Source organism: Candidiatus Paracoxiella cheracis (assembly GCF_049348705.1).
GTDB classification, from domain to species: domain Bacteria; phylum Pseudomonadota; class Gammaproteobacteria; order Coxiellales; family Coxiellaceae; genus Paracoxiella; species Paracoxiella cheracis.
Genome location: NZ_CP186485.1, coordinates 1391508 through 1409283 on the forward strand (window position 1 = coordinate 1391508; position 17776 = coordinate 1409283).

Below are 17776 nucleotides of genomic sequence, written 5' to 3' on the forward strand. Positions count from 1 at the left end.
CATGAGGAATAAAACAATGAGTGAACCATTAAATAGCGGTACTGAAGCTGCTTTAGATGCTATTGATCATGAAGCGGGAACGCAAACTAGTGATGCTGAGGCTCGCAATGACGCGGGCGCAGCAGAAATACCTGCTGGCGCTACGCAGCCAGCGTTATCGGATGCAGGCAATGCGGCTATGAATGCAGACCGTAATGACAATAAAGTGGGTGATGAGAAACGTTATACAGAGCAAGAGTTGCAACAAAAAATTGCGGCTCGTATTGCGGTTGAGAAAGCAAAAAATCAGCAACCAAACCCAAGGGGACAGAAGATGATGTGTCGAACACTGCGGAGACGATCACGGTTTCTCGGGACGCGCTAGAATCGATGGTGCGTGATGAGCTGATGAAGAATCAACAGGAAGCGACGTTTATGGGTCAGGTGAATACATTAAACACAGAACTGTATCAAGCCCGTCAAGATGATGCGAGTTTTAATGCCTTATGTGAGGGCTTGCCGCAAGACGTCGCACAAAAGTTTTTTGCGGTATTTGCAGGTCAAGACAATGCCGTGGCGATGATTAAAACTATTTTGCACGATAAAGGCTTATCAGAAGCATTTATCAATTGTCAAGCGTGTCGCGATGCTCGTGATAGATTATTGCCATCCCTGTCAATAATCGACTCGCAATACGCGACAACTTAAATAGCCGCGGACGTCCTCGTCGCCCGCGCTCCGCGACCTCACGGCTCGACTACGCACGGGCTCTCAAATGACTTGACGGCTCGTAAAGATTTTTTGCAGTCGCTTACGCTCGGCAAAAAATCCGAGCCTACCGCGGAATACGCGCCTTCGCTTCGCTCTCCATGGCGCGCATCGAATGACGCAATGCAGTTATCGCACATTTTAGGGCGTGCGCACAGTGCAGCGCAACAAGGCCAACAAAAAGCAAGCGGGTATAAAACAACGCTGTCATTAAAAAATACAGGGGCCAAGCAGTCCGCAGACAGTTTGCAATCGGATGCGCCAGTGGATGCGTATGAAGCCGAACTCTATGATTGAGTTGACAAAATAAATTTTTTGTTTGACAATTAAAGTGTTCACAGCGATGTGAGCCGACGCCCAGTCGTTAACTGCGTTCGTGTGTGATGAAGCGGAAATTTCATCATCGACGCCCAGTCGTTCGATGCGCGCCATGGAGAGCGAAGCGAAGGCGCGTATTCCGCGGTAGGCTCGGATTTTTTGCCGAGCGTAAGCGACTGCAAAAAATCTTTACGAGCCGTCAAGTCATTTGAGAGCCCGTGCGTAGTCGAGCCGTGAGGTCGCGGAGCGCGGGCGACGAGGACGTCCGCGGCTATTTAAGTTGTCGCGTATTGCGAGTCGATTATTGACAGGGATGGCAATAATCTATCACGAGCATCGCGACACGCTTGAACTGCGTTCGTTCGATAGAGCGGAAATTCTATCAAGTGAGCCGAACAGCTTTTTTGAGCTGTTTTAAATTAACGTTAACGACTGGAGATTTTCTCATGTCCAACCAATTTGTATCAACGATTAGCGCGTTAGCGAAAATCATTGTAGCCTTACAGAAAAACGAAACGATCTTTTTTGGTTCTGCGAATAAAGATTATCAAGGGCAATATGAAAATACGATGTACACTTCGAATACGACGGTACAGGTATTGTTGCCTTTTTATCCGGAACTGCAAACTACGATTTCCGTAAAACCGACGCCGATTGTCGATCGCACGCGGTCGGTAACGTGTGACCAGATTTTTAGTACGGTCGCACAAGTCAACACTGTGGATTTATCCCTCGGGGTAAAGCCGTTTGTAGAAAAGCGTTTAATGCAATTTTATAAAGTTATCCAAAACGGTGTAGAGCGCTATTTAGTGGATAAGCTGATTGCAAGCAGTACATTCATTCCGGTTACTGCGGTAAGCGCTTTAAAAACGACAGCACCACTGGATTGGCTGTACAACGCAAAAACCATGATGACTCACATGAAGATGAATGACGTGGGCACGATTATGGTATTGAATAATCAAACAGCAAATAAAGTGCGTAAGCAGTTATCGCAAAGTGCACAGTCGTCTGATCGCGTTGCGCAATCGGTGATTCGCCGTGGCTTAGTGGGCCAGATTTCGGGTGTTCCGGTGCATGAATCGGCGGATTTATTGGACCACCCCGCGGGTCAATTGGCGAAAGTGAGCGGTTTAAATTTACGAATTAAATCGATTCAAAAATCCGCTGACGGTCTTGAAATTATTGGACTGACGTTTAATGCCTACAAAGATACATCAGCTAGCACACCGATTAATGACATCAGTCATAACGCGGTTAAAAAATACGATGGCTTTGTGCTCAATACTATCGGTTGGAAACAACCCATTAGTAATAGGGACACTGATTATGTGGCGTTTTGTCGCAGTAACGCGGATATTGATAGTATTAGTGGCGGTAGCTTCGCGATCACGTTGTCCCAACCGTTAGAGCTTGCGCAGTTATCACGAGAACCTGCAGTTGGTGATGCGGTTATGGCTTTAGATGACCATACACACAATTTCTTGTATACGCGCTACGGATTAACGGCGGTGAATCCACCGTTAGAACCGTTAAAGTCTGTGGACAGTAAAGTGGTTAGCACTGAAGGTATTTCATGTACTGTTAGTATGCAAGGTGACATGTATGCCTACACCGAAGGGTATCGTATTTCAACGATGATGGGTGCGACTGTTTTTAACCAAAACGTGATTGCTTTGCCGATTCCAACAGCCAGTCTTTCGCCTCAAGCGAGTGGTTTTGATTTAGCGGGTGTTATGGCAGAGGGTATTGCGAAACGCCTAGAAAACAAGACTGTGTTATCTGAAAAAGCAAAACCAACAGCTAAAGCAGACGTTAAGCCTAAAGCTAAAAAAGCAAAACCAAAAGCAACGGCAACTGAGCCAAGCGATACTCTTGAAGGTAGTGCAACGACTGCGGAGGCTTAACCATGGTGATGGCAGTATCCGATCTTGTGAATGAAGCGTTGTATTTATCGGTGTTGGATCGCGAGAGTGGTCCGGCTCCGACGGATTTAGAGCAAGCGCAGGGGTTACGGTGTTTGCAGGGCGTGTTAGCAGAGCACGCCCTATCCATTCCGTATCGCCAGTGTGACACTTTTTCAGATACGAAGGCGTTACTGAAAACGGATTTTACTGAAATCAACGCGGTGAATTATTTGTGTGGTGGTCAACGGTACTTACTCGAAGGGGTTGGATTGCATCGTTGGAATCGTGCACGTACAACCACCGTGCATGCCATGCCGGAGATTTATTTTTTTAATCCAGCGGACACGAGTATAAAAGTGTATCCGCTACCGTCCCGTGCAGGGATTTTTGAAGTCTGGGGATGTAAAGCGAATACACCGATGCGCATAACGGATATGTTAGACCGGAGTTTGCCAGCGGTATTTTTGGAGTATTTGAAATACTTAACGGCCTTTTCCTTATGCGCAGAAAACAGTATTCCGTGGAGCAATGAAAAACAAGCGAGACTCGAAGGACTTGCTGCATCCGTCACGAATCAAACGGTAATTAATACCGAAGCAGAACCACAGTATGTGTATAGCAGCGGTGTCGGCTATGATGCGAACGCTTTATTCAGTGGTCGTGGGTGGCGTTTATGAAAACAAAACCACCGTTAACGCTAAAAGGTTTATTGAAATGGACGAGTGATATCACGCGAGAATTGTACGGTTGTTTAAAGGATGGGAGTTTGAAGTATCCGCAGGTAAAAAGCAAAACGGACTTATTGGTTTTGGCACAAAACCAAGTACATTGGCAGCATTGCGCACGTGACAGAAGACAATAATCCGTATATGGGCGTTCAGGACAAGCGTGTCGCGATGCTCGTGATAGATTATTGCCATCCCTGTCAATAATCGACTCGCAATACGCGACAACTTAAATAGCCGCGGACGTCCTCGTCGCCCGCGCTCCGCGACCTCACGGCTCGACTACGCACGGGCTCTCAAATGACTTGACGGCTCGTAAAGATTTTTTGCAGTCGCTTACGCTCGGCAAAAAATCCGAGCCTACCGCGGAATACGCGCCTTCGCTTCGCTCTCCATGGCGCGCATCGTGAGAGCGGGAATAAAACCGTTTGGAAAAAAGTAGCGTTGGGTGAAACGCTGGGAGAAAAGCAATGAGTTTTTTAGATTTTTTGGGCGGTGGAAATACTTCGGGTGATTACAATCAGTATGCGAATCAAACCCGGCAATTAGCGGGCGGTTATAATCCGTTTATTCATAACGGTACACAAGCGGGTCAGTGGATGTTGCCGCAATTGCATCAAGATGCAGCCAACCCTAATCGTGTACAAGACCAGTGGGCACAGGGTTTTCAGATGAGCCCGTATCAACAGAATGTGTTACAGGCGGTGAGTAAGCACATGCAAGCGTTAGGCGCCAATAGCGGTATGCTCGGTAGCGGTCAATTGCAAAAAGCCTTACAAGGGCAGTTATCGAGTGATGTCGGACAATTCCAAAATGATTACGTCAATCGCGCGATGCAATTGCACAGTATGGGTTTAACGGGCTTGGGTAATATGTATCCAACGGGTTTGGGCGCACTTGGCAATCGCAATAATTTATTAAACGCGGCCAATGAAGCGCAATTGCAAGGCAACATTAATCGCGATACGCAAGGTGCGAGAAACTTTGGTGGTTTTTTGGGAACGGCAGGCGGTATTGCTGATATTACTAGTCTCTTTGTATAACGGGAGAAAAACCGATGGGATTTGGTGTTATCGATCCTACCTTAAATAGTGATGGTGTCAGTCCACTGCTGTTGAATATGCGCGCTGCGATTGGGAATACGTTTGGTTTAGGTAAAGCGCTTAATCAAATGGGTACGTTGCGCAGTACCATTGGCGCGACGAACGCGCAAAATAATGCAATACAAAAAACGGCGATGCCGTTAGCCTTGGGTCATGTGACGATGCAAGATTTATTAAATCACCGTATGGCGATTAACAATCAGTATTTGCCGGAGCAACTAAAATCGCATATTGGTTTGAGCAATGCTCAAGCCGATACTTTACGATTTAATATGGCGCATCCCTTTTTAGCACATGACCCCTATCTATCATTTTTATTTGGACTTCGTCCGCAAGGTTATGCCAATGAGCCAGAAGCGCAGTCAGCTGAACAGCGATCGACACAGAATAATGCATCACACACGCCTGTCGCACCGACAAAATTGGGCGTACCGTTTGCAGTGCAAGATAATAGGCAACCCGCAACGCAACAGAATAGTTTTTTTACGCCTGCGCCCGAGGTGGCTTTTAAGTTAGGTGGATTAACGCCAAATCAAGCACAGCAAGTGGCGCAACAACAAGCTGCTGCTCATAGTGGCTCAACGACAACGCCGACAGCTCAAGCCATGCCAACGACATTAGGCGGCTCACTCGTTACCCCCGTGCAATATATTAAATCGCAGTTGCTTCAAAAAATATTGCCTAAAGGTAATGGCTTGATGGGTGAGTGGCAAACAGCGCAAGCGTATAAAAACCTCTTTGGTGAGAATGACCCGCGCACACAAGCAGCTAAACGCGCTTATGAAACCGATGCTGATTATAAAAACATGCGCGGTGGTTATTACCGTGGTAATAACATGACACCGCAAGGCCGCTTAGAATATATCGCGACCGCGCAAGGCATGGGTATTTATCCGATGGAAGCTGCAAAATATATTTCTGAAGGGGTCTCATTAAAAGAATTAGCAAAACAGCGTGGTGTTTCCTTACAAGATGTGAAGCCAATTTATCCTGCGACTACCGGCGCAGTTACACAAATTCAAAACCGGCGTTCTGCTGTTGCCGAGGTTAACTCCCTTAGTCCATTTATTACAGCGGGGTTAGCGCCGTATGCCCGTACGTTTGCAGGGTATTCACTCGCACAAATAGCCGATGCGTTCTCAAAAAACCCAGCAGATATTGATAAACAAGCGCGTTTCTTAGCAGCAAAAATATTATCTGCGGAACAGACGGCGGCACGCATTCGTGCGTTAGCAGGACAAGCGGGTGTTGAATTGATGAAAGAGGTGCAAAAGCAGGCGTACGGTCAATTAAAAATTCTTCGTTCGCAGGTTTCTCCTGAGGTCGCTACAAGATCGCAGGGGTACGTGGACCAACAAATTAATAAAGCATTTGGCAGAGGCAGTGCGACAGTATTGCAACCACTCGGCCAGCAGCAAAAACAAGCGCAACAAGGGACGCAAGCGTCACAGCAATTCAATATGCAAATAAAGATACCCACGTTTAACAGTAAAGCAGAATTTTTAAAGTGGGTACAAGGCTTGAGTTCTGAACAGCGTCAACAGGTATGGAATCAATTGAGGTAATGATGACTTACGTACCAAACAGAAAAGATTTAGCAGCCGTTGACTCCTCGTTAGTGAGTGGAGATCCAGGAAGCTATCAACCTTCACGCGCTGATATGACCGTTTTTATGAATAGCCGTCAAAAAAAGTCGGAAGCTGAAAATCCAAGTTGGTGGGACGATATTAAAAATATTCCTGCTCATTTTGTTTCAACATTGGGTCACGTTGCTCAGCTTCCGAGTCAGGCGACAATGGAATTCATGAATCATCCCGTACAGGCATTGGAGGCTATTCCTAAAGGGTTATTAGCTGGTTTTGTGCAATTAGGCCGGCCAGTGGTGAATTTGCCGCATAAGCTGTATCACGGTATTCCAGAAGGTGCGCCGATGACGTCTGCACAAATTGATAATGCGTTTGGTATTCAAGGCGACCCTGCTGGCCAATTTGCGGAGTTTTTGGGCGCGGGTGGTCCCTTGGCTTTAGGTGAAAAGGCAGTCGTTAAGGGTTTTGGTAAGTTACTGCCGCTTGGCGTTGAAAAAGGTGGGCGCTTGGCAAGAAAGCTCATTCCTGGGATTCGTGATACGGCAGTGCGTGCGGGCTATTGGGGTGGTTTTAATAAAGCAGAAGGCGGCAGTGGCATTGAAGGCTTGGGGACATCATTTTTAGCAGACCTTCCATTTTTAGGTAAAGCTGCACTAGGACGCATCCCGTTAAATATGGCCGAAAAAGATGCTCGTTATACGACTGTGGCAGGCGCGCGTAATCCTGAGGTGCGTACGCCAGAAGAAGCAAACCAACTGTTAAAAACGGTGGGCCCGCAATTTCCAACGAGTTTGGGAACGTTGTCAGGTTCGCGTCGGTTACAAAAGTTAGAAAGCGGTTTATCGTGGTTACCGTTTTCGCACTATAACGCGCACATGGAATCGGGTCTTTATGATACGGACCAAGCTGCACAGCAATTGATTGATCATTTACGCGGTGATTCGTCTTTACCTGAGTTAGGCAATGATATTCATGCTGGCTTAGAGCAAGCCCGTGAGGCAGCGTATCAACAGATGCAAAAACCGTATGCGCCGATTGAGTCGGCGTTACAGGGCATTAATTTTAAATTAACGGAGCTGCCGAATTTTAGAAAAACGGTGCAACAGTATTTAACGGGCGAAGCGGACAAAATTCAAAAAGGCATTCGCTCGCCGTTGCCCGATTTTACCGCGCCGCAACAGGCGTTATTAAAATCGTATTTACACAAACCAACGTCGCAGTTAAATCCATTGACATTCCAGTATGAAACGACACACCCCAGTTTTACGGAAGCACGCCAACTTGAAAGTGATTTAAAAGCAAAAGCGCGTGATGAAGGCGGTAAAGGGAATACCGATACCCAAAAAGCATTTAATGCTATGGCGGCTGCATTGCATGACGATTACGCGCACAACGCGCACATGCAGGGCTTAACGAATGTAGTCCCTGCTTTAAAGAAAGCGCATCAATTTGCAAAATCACATTATTATGAGGTGTGGGAAAAGCCGGCTATTCATCATCTATTGTCGGGTAAAACGCATGCTGTTTATACGACATTAATGAAGCGTGAGCACCAGGCGTTATTAAGTCAATTACCTCAAGACTTAAAACACAAGCTCTTTTTGTCCCACATTGCAAACCGTATTCAGGAAGGTCAATCGGGCGACCGGATTTCACCGGTTACATTATCGACTTTATACGCAAAACAAGGGTTAAAAGATGCGGATGCGAAAAGCCAATTACTCGATTCTATAACGCGCCAGAAATTTAAGCGGTTACTAGCGATGAATGAATTAACGAAAGCGGCTCGCGCTAAAAAGGGGGTTGCGCGAAGCGGGAAAATGATGATGCCCGCTATTAAATACGGTACTGCTGGTGCGGCTGGGTTGGGTTTATTATCCCATCCATGGTTATGGGGACCGTTGGCGGGATTAACATTAGGGGGTCGCAAAATGGGACAGTATCTCACGAACCCGAAAACGTTAGCACGTTACAGCGGGTTGTCAAAAGATGTTAAAAAAATGGCGACGGAAAAACGCTTTGCGATACCGTTTAAAGGGTTGGGTATAGCAGAGTCGCTATTACTGCCGAATGAGCAAAAAAAATGACTATAAACACAGACGAATTAATTCTAGCTCCACCACTGCAACAAAGTGTGATTGATCCGTTAACACGGTTGCCCGCAGTCGGTACGCTCTATTTTAAAAGTGCAACGACTCAAAAACCCAAAGCGGTTTATATCGCGACGGGCGACACTCAAAACCCCTACCAAGGAGTGACGCAAATCAGATTGAATAATGCAGGGGCCTTACCTCATCCGATTTATTGCTATCCGTTTGATGAGACGGATGACACGCAATCGGAGCTCTATGATATCGCTTTAATGAATGATGCGGGCCAGACGATTTTTACGCGCAACAACTTTCCTCAAACCGGCGCTGGTGATGGGATCGCACTATATAATAGGAGTCACCAGCAAAATCTCTGTCCTTCGTATGGTTTTAATAGCCCCATTCACCCCACGGATTTTAGTGAGCAAAATGGCCAAGCGTTTAATCAAGCCTACAATTGGTGTTTACAGGACATGGGTACACCGATTGCGTATGGCTGGAATTTGTGGGCGGGAAGCGATGTCGATTACCGATTGTATTACGAATTTCAAGAAGCACCAGCGAATTTAGCTCATAATCCGCAGTACGAACTGCTCTTAACCGTACAAGATGCGCAGCCCACTGCAACGTCTTTTGTGCGATTGGGTTGTAAACTCGGCGCTTACAATGCCTTTCAGGGTAAAACGCTTCGGCTTAGTCATTATTTTCGATGGCTGAACAGCGAACCCTTTGCCCCGATAAATATTGTTTTTTTACGCACGAAAAACGGCAAGACGGAGTCGCCGATTTCATTGGGGACGCTAACGGCCAGTCCTGTAATGAGTTTGCAGCAACAGGTAGTAACGATTCCGCCACTTCCCGAAACCGATGGATATACCTGTGATGATGTGGCTTTACTGTATTTGGATTTCCCGACAGGGGTGGATTTTAAAATGGGGATCACGGCGAATTGGTATGAAGTCGATACGGGTCAGTTATTAGCAATTGAAACGTCTCATGCTGACAATATCAGTGGCGCGTTTTTTGGCGGCTGGACCAGTATTGGAGACTCGTGTTTGCACCAGGAAGAAGCGGGTCTTCCCACAGCGTTTCGGCAAGGACAATTTGCAGGTCTCAATAAAACCGGAGAGATTGTGCAACGTTTAAAGGGAGCGGATTCACCGAATTACGCGGTGGAGCTTAGCGGGGGTTTGTATTATTGGGATGACTTTGTGGATGACACGGGGATTAAAATCAATCGATTGGTGCCAGCGTTAAGTGCGCTCGATATTCAATTTACACAAGATCTGGCACAACCGTTGTTTTACAGCAATCTAAAAAATAACGAAGTGGACTTGGGTCTTAAAAATGGTGAATTTACATCGGAATGGGATGCGAGCCAAGCGCCGACGATTCTGTTGTCTAAAAGTAAAGAGCATTACCCCTATGATATTAGGATCACCAAAAACAGTGCTACCGAAGCAACGATTAAATACGTTTATAACTGGCATCCGAACGAACGGGTTGGCTGGGATTGGTATTGCCGTGGCCGAGGACGCTATATACCTATTGCTGACGGACCCATTGGTAATTGGGACGACATTGCGTGTGTTAAATCACCTTACGGGACTCGGAAGTTGCAAACTACTATCCTGGAGCACGGCAGTGATACAAAACCACCCGCAGTGAAACTCACGTTTACTTCAAAGAATGTGCAAGATTACGCTACGTATTTTGGAAAACGGTTCGGTTATTATCAGTACAGGACTTTTATTGAAATTCCGACGCAAGACTACGGCACGCATCGCGCACACCCCTACTATATACCGGGTGGTTCCCCTCCCAATGTTATTCAAGGAGCGGTGCATATTGTGTTTACAGGCGATATAATCCAGCGCGTGTTGCCAGGCAAACGTAGCACTTTAAACATCGATTTAAAAGATATTCAAACAACAGAACAATTGATTGATGTATTGGTGACGAAAACAGGTGGTGGTGAGGCGTACCATTTAAAAATTACCGCGCTGCCGCACAACGGCGCTGTGTTGAAGTTTTCCAACAATACCGACGACTATGCGCTCTTGTTTCATCAAATCGGTTTGTCGTTTCCGAGCAAGCCGACGGGTGTTGAGAATGTGTTAGTCCTTCATTTTCACGCAGGCATGGACGTCAATGAGTTGACGAAACAAATAGCTATTGCGATGCAGCGTTGGATTATCCGCATTCCCCAGGCAAGTGATTTAGGGCTTGATGCGAAAAATAAAAAGTACGGCTACTGGCTAACGTTATGAGGCAATGATGAACAATCGACTGACATTTGTGATTGAGGCGGGACAAACAGAGAGCAATCCACAGTTGTTATTGGATTGCACGTTAGCGACGCTTTATATCCCGGACGGGATTGCCGGTCGTGCATTAAGGCTTGTGGGATCGCTCGATGGGTTTGAATACTATCCGCTGGATGTCCGTTTTGATTTAACCCAATCAGAGAAGAAAGGGGTGATGATCACGAATTTGCAACCGCATTGTTGCGGATTACGTGCGGTGAAAATGATGAGTGACAGTGTGCAGGCGACACGGATCACTTTATTAGGCGGGGTGCTATGTTAACGGGTTATGCTACAAAAATTATTGTATTGCTGAGTGAAGATAGAAAACCACCACCTGTCAGACCGTCTGCCTTATTACAAGAAAATGGCGCACCCGTGTTGTTAGAGAATAACGCTGCCTTATTACTGGAGGTAGGCGCATGAGTACGGGTAAAAAGATCAGTGAACTGCCGGAAGCAACCTAGCTTGAGCAGGATGATGTGTTTGTCATTGCAACACCTGGACAAGCAAACAAGCGGGTGACGATGAGCCGTTTGTTTGAATCCCTGCATGGAGCTTGTACGGTGGACGATGCTAAAAATCGTGAATACACAGCCGGTGAAGTGGTGAATATTGTGGATTTTAAAAACCCTTATCACATTGCGCACGGGGAATTCATGTGCTTTTGTTACACGCAAAAACCCACTTGGTTCGACGGCGATATTGATAATGCCTTGTATGCGGTGAATCGCTCGGGCAACAGAAATATTCTGATCAATACAGCGTTATCGGACGCGCGCAGTTTAATCTTAAAACTCGATGAGGCTAAAGAATTAGCGCACTTATTAAATAATACGGGGAAGCTCTTTTTTGAGCCCTCGCAAAAGAAGCTTTGCACCATGATTGATAATGTTGTGCGGGCTGTTCGACTAAAATCGTTTCAATCGTTAGACAAAACAGGAGTCTGAATCATGCGTCACACTGATGAAAGCGCCTTATTAATACCTGAAGAATCCATTCCATTAGAGACCTGGTGTATGGTTGGCAACGACAGATATCAGGGTCGCGAGGAGGAAACGTGCTTTATAGCTGAGCCCCCTCCTTACTATGCCACCTTCGAGTCAACGCATTCGATGCGTACACGACCTGAGTATGAGCGCATCACGGGATTGCTACGAAACATATCGCTGCATCCACGGGTAAAAACGGGTCTGAAGGTAGTACTTGCGTTGGCCGGTATTGCATTGCTGCTGGCACTCATCGAATATCTGAGCCGTTTTGACTCTGAAGATGGCACCGTTACCACAACGCCTGCGTCAACGGATTATTCGAGCAGCACAACCATGAGCACAACCGTTACTACAACTCCCTCATTTTTTACCACCACAGTGCCTACCCGGGGTCCGGTCACAACCACGTTACCGCCTGACCAGCGTTGTGTGGTCGTGCCCGAATGTTGTGATGATTGGTCGCAGTGGATTTGTCAAAGGTGAAACGATGAGCGATCTTTTTAAAAAACTTAATAACGACACGATTGCAGGCATTATTTTTGTAGCAAAGCTCGGCGTTGTCTTTCTCGTTAAAAAATGGGTGGAGACGTTTTCAGAGACAGTGTTTGCAGCCTTAAATTGGACTTTGGATAAATTTATAAAAATAATTAAAAATTGCTTGACATAGAAACCGAAAAAAAATTTTACATTGTAAACAACGTTTGTTCGAAAAAATAAAATAAGGAACAAACGATGTTAGCGACAGAAAAACTAAAACAATTCCGTACATTCCTCTACAACATCTTCCCCGCGCGACGCGATGCCAATATGAATTTACTCGATGCCCTTTCAAGCCATGGCCATCGCTGCAAAACACCCATAGAATTATGTGAATCGCCATACTTTGAACGTGAATACAGTAGTATTACCGATGCGATTAGCGATGGTTTGTCGGTAGCAAATTGTTGGGATAGCATGATGAAAATACAATATGAACATGTGAGTCATAGCGATGACCGTGTGATCATTATTGCGGATACGACACCACAGTCGCGTCAAAGTGCACACTGTGTTGAAGATCGCCATGTGGTTTACAGCCCTAATCCAGCACCGGGTAACAAACCGATTACCATTGGACATGAATATTCAACGGTATCACTATTGCCCAATGATGGTGCAGCTCAAGAAAAGCATTGGTTAGTTCCACTGGATACGAGGCGCGTTAAAAGCGATGAAAAAGGCAATGTAGTTGGGATGCAGCAAATTAACCGTTGTATTGCAGACTTAGCGCTTACTCATAAATTGGTGGTTAGCGTGGCTGATTCAAAATATGGTACAGAAGCTTGCCGTAAACTGGTTAGCGAAAATCCCAATTGGGTACATCTTTTCCGTTTTAACAGTACCCGGGTAGTGCCTCATTTTTGTTGATGTGATATATTTTGCTATTTCAGAAAATCATTAGGATAAGGATTGCATGAATGGCAAGAATCAATGTTGCTTGCCCCTGCTGCTGTTTACATGAGGTTGTAAAATTTGGCGTCAGCAGTACAGGAAAGCAAAGGTTTCAATGTAAAAATAATGCTTGTGAGAAAAATACATTTCTTCTAGATTACACACATAATGCTCGTGCCCCTGGTGTTAAAGATAAAATAGTTGATATGGCAATGAATGGTAGTGGCGTCAGAGATACTGCAGGCGTTTTACGTATTAGCATTAACACTGTTATTGGTGAATTAAAAAAAAGGGTGAAGGTTTGGAGAGCGTCAATACACGACTTTTAAAGGAAAAAGAATCACTTGGTGCGTCTGTTACTGTTAATGTTGTACAAGTTGAAGAAGCGGAGCTGGATGAAATGTGGAGTTTTGTTCGAAATAAACAGAATCAACGTTGGCTTTGGCATGCGATTGATCACCATACACATGAGGTGTTAGCTTATCATTTTGGTCCAAGAAAAGATTCAGCATTTAAAGCACTGAAAGAAAAACTGAGCTCATTTGATATCAACTTTTACTATACAGATGATTGGGGTGCTTATGAAAGACACCTGCCTCAATCAAAACATTTGGTGGGAAAGCAAAATACCCAAGCGATTGAACGAAAGCATCTCACGTTGCGCACACGAATAAAGCGATTAGCGAGAAAGACGATTTGCTTTTCTAAACTGGATAAATTGCACGACATTGTCATCGGATTATTTATCAATAGGCACGAGTTTGGGAGGGTTATTTAGATGCCATCAACAAAAATGAGGCACCACCGTACCCGTAATGTTTTCGCGCCCGCATCAATAGAAGATAATACCTCAGGAAGTATAAAACGCTATGGTGATGCGATGAAACTAAACGACAGCACGACTCACCGTGAATCCGATGAGATTGTGCAGCAACCCATTACAACCCGCAGTGGCAAAACTTACCAATTGGAGATTAAAATATGGCGTGACCAATTACTGCGTGGTTCAAAGCAATTTAAAGGATATGAGCATCCTGTTACTGTTGTGCAATTGGTTGCGGTTGATGCTAACGGTAAATCTTTATATAAAAATCCACTCTGGTTAGGACTCGCTGGTGAACGACGTAATGAAATCACAGCATTAGAAGCGTATCACTATTACGATAGACGCTATGACATTGAACACTACTTTCGTTTTGGTAAAGACAAACTGTTATTTGACCGATACCAAACACCGGATGTTAAGCACGAAGAAGATTGGTGGCGGATGACAGCATTAGCGTATACGCAACTTTATCTAGCGAGGAATCTTGCCCCGATTTTACCGAAAAAATGGGAGCGGTATTTGCCGAGCTTCCAAGTGGATAACGAAAAACCATCAATAACTGCGACCCCTTCACAAACGCAACGGGGTTTTTCTACGGTGCTTGATACCGTTGGCACGCCTGCTAATCTCTGCAAACCACGCGGTAATCCGCAAGGCAGAACCAAAGGTGATACGCAGCGGAAACGCACGCGACATCCTGCTATTTTCAAAAATAGCAACTCAAAAATTAAAACGATTCAGAGGACTGAAGAAAAGACGCAAAACTCAGACCCTGAAAAAATAGAGGATTTGATTGGGATAGTAAAATCATGGTTGGATAAAATAAATTTTACACCTGAGCAATTCTACGAATTGCTGCAAAAAACAGGTTAAGATTTAGAAACTCACATTTTTTGATTATTGTCCTAACTGGCAAGGGATTTTATTTATCCAAAGTCCAATATACAAGCTGTCGTGATTGCAAACGGCTTTGTTGCCTAACTAAAACATGAACAATCTATGTAATTTTTGCTGTCTATATTATAATCAGCACCCCACGATTTTTAAGCAGAGGGCGCCTCATATGCCAAATAAATATCCAAACAAAAAAGGCTGGACGATTCCCAAGCAGAAATACAAGGTGAGCAATTGGCGTGAATATAATAATGCATTACGCAATCGTGCCAATATTGAAATCTGGATATCCGATGATATTATTCATTCGTGGTATGAAAAAGATCGTGTGTATGATGGCAAAGGCGCACCCCAAAAGTTCACGGATCTTGCGATCATTACGTGCCATGAAATTCGGCAAGTTTTTCGTTTAGCGTTGAGGCAATGTCAAGGGTTTATGAATTCAATTTTCAAGATGAAAGCCCTTAATATAAAATCACCGGATTACAGTTGCTTGTCAAAACGGTTAGCGCTTTTAACTATTCAGTCGCCTCGTTACAGGAAAACGGAATCGGCAGATAAAAGCGTTGTGGCTATCGCCCTTGACTCCACTGGGTTAAAACGGTTTGGCAGAGGTGAATGGCATCAGGAAACATATACATTATCAGCCAAACGGAGTTGGCGTAAATTGCATATAGCCGTTGATAATAAACATATTATTCATGGTAATGATTTAACGGATCGCTTTACGGCGGATTGCCAAAGCGTTGCAACGTTATCAAAGCAACTTACTTGCAAAGTGGGCCATGTCAGCGCCGATGGTGCCTACGATAAGAATCCTGTTTATGAAATATTATCAAATTACTTTAAAGGAGCCGCTATAATAATGCCGCCTGATAGTGATGCTGTTTATGATAAAAATAATCATACACAACGTAATGGTAATGTTAAGCAACTAAAAGCATTGGGCCGAATGGCTTGGCAACGAATAAGACAATACGGTTATCGGAATTATTCAGAGTTGGCGATTCAACGCTACAAAAGAATATTGGGTAGTACGTTACATGCTCGAGATTTTGTACGGCAAAAAATCGAATCAATGATCGGTTGTGGTGTGTTAAATAAAATGACACGGCTAGGAATGCCGGCGAGTTATCGTTGCGCCTAAATTTTGCGACACAGACAAAGCCGTGAGGTTAGGCAACAAAGCCCCACGCCTCTACAAATTGCTTGGTACACAGTTTTATTGTCGGCTGCCATCGCCGTTGGATGTGGTTGGTTGAGCTATAATTTAGCGCGTTTTATCAGTGTTCGCCGGCTGATTCTCACGAGTCTCGCCACCATTGCTATTATTCTCGTTGCCTTACTATTTGTTCCACCGATTTGGTTATTGCTCATATTGTTCGTGATTATTGGCTTTGCACTCGGTATGGCATCGACAAATTACACCTTGAAAGTATCTGAAGCAGCAGATTCAGAAATTCAAGGGGAAGTCTTTGGAACGTTATGGGGTATTCGCATGTTATTGGATGGCACCATCAGCGTTGTCGGTGGGTTTTTATTAATTGTGTCCTACCGCTTACCGATAGGTATTGCAGCCGTGGCTGCAACCGCCGCCTGGATTGTTTTTTACACTTTCGTGAAGAAAGTCAGCCGATAAAAGTGATCTTCATACTCAGACCCTTATTTTTGATGTAGCCACAAACATATCCCGATTCATATCGTGAAATAAATTAACCACCGCCTCGGCAAATTTGTTAACAGCTTCATCGCTCAAATGCGTTGAATAAGCAATGTCGGGCGCCCTGTTGCCAGCCTTAATATTGATTCCCGTATGACCCAATGCCGCATGATTTTTAACGTGTGTGATACTCACGCTTGCTTTACCGAAAGTACGATTATTATTCATGACCATGATGTCATCGCCTTTCATTCGAACAGGTTTATTTAAAAATTCTGATGATAAAAGTGTAGCAATTTGAGTGTTGAATAAACGTTGATAGGTCACCGCACCAAAACGGTTATTCCCCAACAATGGTATTTCCCAGAGAAAATTAACAGCATCATCGGAATAAATAAATGCGCGGTTAATCACATCTTCTTGATCAATCATGGCGTCCTCAAGTACTTCCATCGGACCGCGGAAAGCGATGATATCGCCCGTTGGTCGACATTGATCAGCAAAATATTGATAGGCGAAGCGATGGTGAAGCTGATGTCCATCGTACTTTATGATTTCTTGTAAGAACATAGAGCGCATTCCAACTGTCGCTGTTACTGAAGAGTTATCCGCACTCATTTTAGATTGTGCACACACCCAAGGCAACTGCTAATGAATAATCCGGAATTATCTTTATAAATATACCTTGCCTTCATTGAAATACTTAATAAATTCTTCAGCTTGACGTTCTAATGTATTTCCAGTTTATTTAAACTTAAGGAGAAGAAGATGAGATTTTTAATAGACTATGCTAACTCTTGGAAAGAAAATCCATTTGGACAAATGACAACCACTTTCTTTGTGTCCGCTTCAAGTATGTTTTTATACACGAGCCTTCAGCAGTTTCAAAAGAATGAAAATGCTAGCATCCAAGACTATATTAATATATTAATTCCAATTCAAATTTTAGCGGGCACATTATTATTTCATATTAATAATGTCATACATACTCGCAGTAGCACTACTGGACTTATTGCAAATTCCGTCCTAGCTGCTAGTAATGCCGAAATGGGTGATTCCACTGAAACAAGCGATCCAACCGAAGTAGCAGTTAATTCAGATGGTGAAGAAATACAAGCCTCTGATAATAAAACATTAATCCATTAAAACAAACCACTATCTTCAAAACGTATCAGAAATATTCTGACACGC

22 protein-coding genes and 2 pseudogenes are annotated in these 17776 nt (G+C 44.5%); 22 read left to right on the forward strand and 2 right to left on the reverse strand.

Going from position 1 to position 17776, the window contains the following annotated elements:
- The first annotated feature begins 16 nt into the window (after window positions 1–16).
- The 3 genes from ACJMKR_RS07270 to ACJMKR_RS07280 all read left to right on the forward strand — a co-directional run bounded on the left by ACJMKR_RS07270 (window position 17) and on the right by ACJMKR_RS07280 (window position 1044).
- Window positions 17–364 (forward strand): hypothetical protein, encoded by a 348-nt coding sequence (locus ACJMKR_RS07270; RefSeq protein WP_423062492.1) that lies wholly within the window; start codon window positions 17–19, stop codon window positions 362–364.
- Window positions 365–369: 5 nt separating this feature from the next.
- On the forward strand, window positions 370–687 hold the full coding sequence (locus ACJMKR_RS07275) for a hypothetical protein (protein ID WP_423062493.1): 318 nt from the start codon (window positions 370–372) through the stop codon (window positions 685–687).
- A gap of 72 nt (window positions 688–759) precedes the next feature.
- On the forward strand, window positions 760–1044 hold the full coding sequence (locus tag ACJMKR_RS07280; protein WP_423062494.1) for a hypothetical protein: 285 nt from the start codon (window positions 760–762) through the stop codon (window positions 1042–1044).
- Window positions 1045–1082: 38 nt separating this feature from the next.
- Here the strand turns inward: ACJMKR_RS07280 and ACJMKR_RS07285 are convergent, their stop codons facing one another.
- Window positions 1083–1268 carry a hypothetical protein gene (locus ACJMKR_RS07285; protein ID WP_423062495.1) on the reverse strand — a complete coding sequence of 62 codons (186 nt, stop codon included), beginning with the start codon at window positions 1266–1268 and terminating at the stop codon, window positions 1083–1085.
- Between the two features lie 243 nt (window positions 1269–1511).
- Here ACJMKR_RS07285 and ACJMKR_RS07290 point away from each other — a divergent pair, with 243 nt between their 5' ends.
- The 18 genes and pseudogenes from ACJMKR_RS07290 (at window position 1512) to ACJMKR_RS07375 (ending at window position 16564) form a co-directional block, all read left to right on the forward strand.
- Window positions 1512–2972, forward strand: a complete 1461-nt coding sequence (locus ACJMKR_RS07290) for a P22 phage major capsid protein family protein (RefSeq protein ID WP_423062496.1) — start codon at window positions 1512–1514, stop codon at window positions 2970–2972.
- A gap of 2 nt (window positions 2973–2974) precedes the next feature.
- Window positions 2975–3649: a hypothetical protein gene (locus ACJMKR_RS07295; RefSeq protein ID WP_423062497.1), complete on the forward strand. Its 675-nt coding sequence runs from the start codon at window positions 2975–2977 to the stop codon at window positions 3647–3649.
- Window positions 3646–3834, forward strand: a complete 189-nt coding sequence (locus tag ACJMKR_RS07300; RefSeq protein ID WP_423062498.1) for a hypothetical protein — start codon at window positions 3646–3648, stop codon at window positions 3832–3834. The genes ACJMKR_RS07295 and ACJMKR_RS07300 overlap by 4 nt, the downstream gene beginning before the upstream one ends.
- A 333-nt stretch (window positions 3835–4167) precedes the next feature.
- Window positions 4168–4740: a hypothetical protein gene (locus ACJMKR_RS07305; protein WP_423062499.1), complete on the forward strand. Its 573-nt coding sequence runs from the start codon at window positions 4168–4170 to the stop codon at window positions 4738–4740.
- A 14-nt stretch (window positions 4741–4754) separates the two neighbouring features.
- Complete coding sequence (locus ACJMKR_RS07310; protein ID WP_423062500.1) at window positions 4755–6365, forward strand: hypothetical protein; 1611 nt, start codon at window positions 4755–4757, stop codon at window positions 6363–6365.
- A complete protein-coding gene (locus ACJMKR_RS07315) occupies window positions 6365–8473 on the forward strand; it encodes a hypothetical protein (protein ID WP_423062501.1) in 2109 nt (702 codons plus the stop codon). Before ACJMKR_RS07310 ends, ACJMKR_RS07315 begins: the two co-directional genes overlap by 1 nt.
- Window positions 8470–10746, forward strand: a complete 2277-nt coding sequence (locus ACJMKR_RS07320) for a hypothetical protein (protein ID WP_423062502.1) — start codon at window positions 8470–8472, stop codon at window positions 10744–10746. Before ACJMKR_RS07315 ends, ACJMKR_RS07320 begins: the two co-directional genes overlap by 4 nt.
- A gap of 4 nt (window positions 10747–10750) precedes the next feature.
- Window positions 10751–11065 carry a hypothetical protein gene (locus ACJMKR_RS07325; protein ID WP_423062503.1) on the forward strand — a complete coding sequence of 105 codons (315 nt, stop codon included), beginning with the start codon at window positions 10751–10753 and terminating at the stop codon, window positions 11063–11065.
- Window positions 11059–11208: a hypothetical protein gene (locus ACJMKR_RS07330; RefSeq protein WP_423062504.1), complete on the forward strand. Its 150-nt coding sequence runs from the start codon at window positions 11059–11061 to the stop codon at window positions 11206–11208. The genes ACJMKR_RS07325 and ACJMKR_RS07330 overlap by 7 nt, the downstream gene beginning before the upstream one ends.
- 56 nt (window positions 11209–11264) lie before the next feature.
- Entirely contained in the window at window positions 11265–11732 is a 468-nt protein-coding gene (locus ACJMKR_RS07335; RefSeq protein ID WP_423062505.1) for a hypothetical protein, read from the forward strand.
- A gap of 3 nt (window positions 11733–11735) precedes the next feature.
- Window positions 11736–12257 carry a hypothetical protein gene (locus ACJMKR_RS07340; RefSeq protein ID WP_423062373.1) on the forward strand — a complete coding sequence of 174 codons (522 nt, stop codon included), beginning with the start codon at window positions 11736–11738 and terminating at the stop codon, window positions 12255–12257.
- A gap of 4 nt (window positions 12258–12261) precedes the next feature.
- Window positions 12262–12441, forward strand: a complete 180-nt coding sequence (locus ACJMKR_RS07345; RefSeq protein WP_423062506.1) for a hypothetical protein — start codon at window positions 12262–12264, stop codon at window positions 12439–12441.
- 65 nt (window positions 12442–12506) lie between these two features.
- Window positions 12507–13181 (forward strand): transposase, encoded by a 675-nt coding sequence (locus tag ACJMKR_RS07350; protein WP_423062507.1) that lies wholly within the window; start codon window positions 12507–12509, stop codon window positions 13179–13181.
- 50 nt (window positions 13182–13231) lie between these two features.
- Window positions 13232–13285 (forward strand): annotated as a pseudogene (locus tag ACJMKR_RS07355) (hypothetical protein); the annotation flags it as partial.
- A 3-nt stretch (window positions 13286–13288) separates the two neighbouring features.
- Window positions 13289–13983 (forward strand): annotated as a pseudogene (locus tag ACJMKR_RS07360) (IS1 family transposase); the annotation flags it as partial.
- Window positions 13984–14904 carry a hypothetical protein gene (locus tag ACJMKR_RS07365; protein WP_423062508.1) on the forward strand — a complete coding sequence of 307 codons (921 nt, stop codon included), beginning with the start codon at window positions 13984–13986 and terminating at the stop codon, window positions 14902–14904. It abuts the pseudogene before it with no gap.
- Between the two features lie 190 nt (window positions 14905–15094).
- Window positions 15095–16072 carry an IS5 family transposase gene (locus tag ACJMKR_RS07370; protein WP_423062509.1) on the forward strand — a complete coding sequence of 326 codons (978 nt, stop codon included), beginning with the start codon at window positions 15095–15097 and terminating at the stop codon, window positions 16070–16072.
- Window positions 16073–16150: 78 nt separating this feature from the next.
- A complete protein-coding gene (locus ACJMKR_RS07375; RefSeq protein WP_423062510.1) occupies window positions 16151–16564 on the forward strand; it encodes a hypothetical protein in 414 nt (137 codons plus the stop codon).
- Between the two features lie 15 nt (window positions 16565–16579).
- Here ACJMKR_RS07375 and ACJMKR_RS07380 read toward each other — a convergent pair whose 3' ends face one another.
- Complete coding sequence (locus ACJMKR_RS07380) at window positions 16580–17155, reverse strand: DUF366 family protein (protein WP_423062511.1); 576 nt, start codon at window positions 17153–17155, stop codon at window positions 16580–16582.
- A gap of 198 nt (window positions 17156–17353) precedes the next feature.
- On the opposite strand from ACJMKR_RS07380, the gene ACJMKR_RS07385 reads away from it, so the two are divergent.
- Window positions 17354–17731 (forward strand): hypothetical protein, encoded by a 378-nt coding sequence (locus ACJMKR_RS07385; protein ID WP_423062512.1) that lies wholly within the window; start codon window positions 17354–17356, stop codon window positions 17729–17731.
- Window positions 17732–17776: the final 45 nt, after the last annotated feature.

Excerpts from the sequence above, each read along its gene's own strand:
- ACJMKR_RS07295 (WP_423062497.1), top strand. The coding sequence starts at position 2,975 with ATGGTGATGGCAGTATCCGATCTTGTGAATGAAGCGTTGTATTTATCG.
- ACJMKR_RS07345 (WP_423062506.1), top strand. The coding sequence starts at position 12,262 with ATGAGCGATCTTTTTAAAAAACTTAATAACGACACGATTGCAGGCATT.
- ACJMKR_RS07325 (WP_423062503.1), top strand. The coding sequence starts at position 10,751 with ATGATGAACAATCGACTGACATTTGTGATTGAGGCGGGACAAACAGAG.
- ACJMKR_RS07270 (WP_423062492.1), top strand. The coding sequence starts at position 17 with ATGAGTGAACCATTAAATAGCGGTACTGAAGCTGCTTTAGATGCTATT.
- ACJMKR_RS07330 (WP_423062504.1), top strand. The coding sequence starts at position 11,059 with ATGTTAACGGGTTATGCTACAAAAATTATTGTATTGCTGAGTGAAGAT.
- ACJMKR_RS07370 (WP_423062509.1), top strand. The coding sequence starts at position 15,095 with ATGCCAAATAAATATCCAAACAAAAAAGGCTGGACGATTCCCAAGCAG.
- ACJMKR_RS07310 (WP_423062500.1), top strand. The coding sequence starts at position 4,755 with ATGGGATTTGGTGTTATCGATCCTACCTTAAATAGTGATGGTGTCAGT.
- ACJMKR_RS07365 (WP_423062508.1), top strand. The coding sequence starts at position 13,984 with ATGCCATCAACAAAAATGAGGCACCACCGTACCCGTAATGTTTTCGCG.
- ACJMKR_RS07320 (WP_423062502.1), top strand. The coding sequence starts at position 8,470 with ATGACTATAAACACAGACGAATTAATTCTAGCTCCACCACTGCAACAA.
- ACJMKR_RS07275 (WP_423062493.1), top strand. The coding sequence starts at position 370 with ATGGTGCGTGATGAGCTGATGAAGAATCAACAGGAAGCGACGTTTATG.
- ACJMKR_RS07305 (WP_423062499.1), top strand. The coding sequence starts at position 4,168 with ATGAGTTTTTTAGATTTTTTGGGCGGTGGAAATACTTCGGGTGATTAC.
- ACJMKR_RS07315 (WP_423062501.1), top strand. The coding sequence starts at position 6,365 with ATGATGACTTACGTACCAAACAGAAAAGATTTAGCAGCCGTTGACTCC.
- ACJMKR_RS07350 (WP_423062507.1), top strand. The coding sequence starts at position 12,507 with ATGTTAGCGACAGAAAAACTAAAACAATTCCGTACATTCCTCTACAAC.
- ACJMKR_RS07290 (WP_423062496.1), top strand. The coding sequence starts at position 1,512 with ATGTCCAACCAATTTGTATCAACGATTAGCGCGTTAGCGAAAATCATT.
- ACJMKR_RS07380 (WP_423062511.1), bottom strand. The coding sequence starts at position 17,155 with ATGTTCTTACAAGAAATCATAAAGTACGATGGACATCAGCTTCACCAT.
- ACJMKR_RS07300 (WP_423062498.1), top strand. The coding sequence starts at position 3,646 with ATGAAAACAAAACCACCGTTAACGCTAAAAGGTTTATTGAAATGGACG.
- ACJMKR_RS07385 (WP_423062512.1), top strand. The coding sequence starts at position 17,354 with ATGAGATTTTTAATAGACTATGCTAACTCTTGGAAAGAAAATCCATTT.
- ACJMKR_RS07340 (WP_423062373.1), top strand. The coding sequence starts at position 11,736 with ATGCGTCACACTGATGAAAGCGCCTTATTAATACCTGAAGAATCCATT.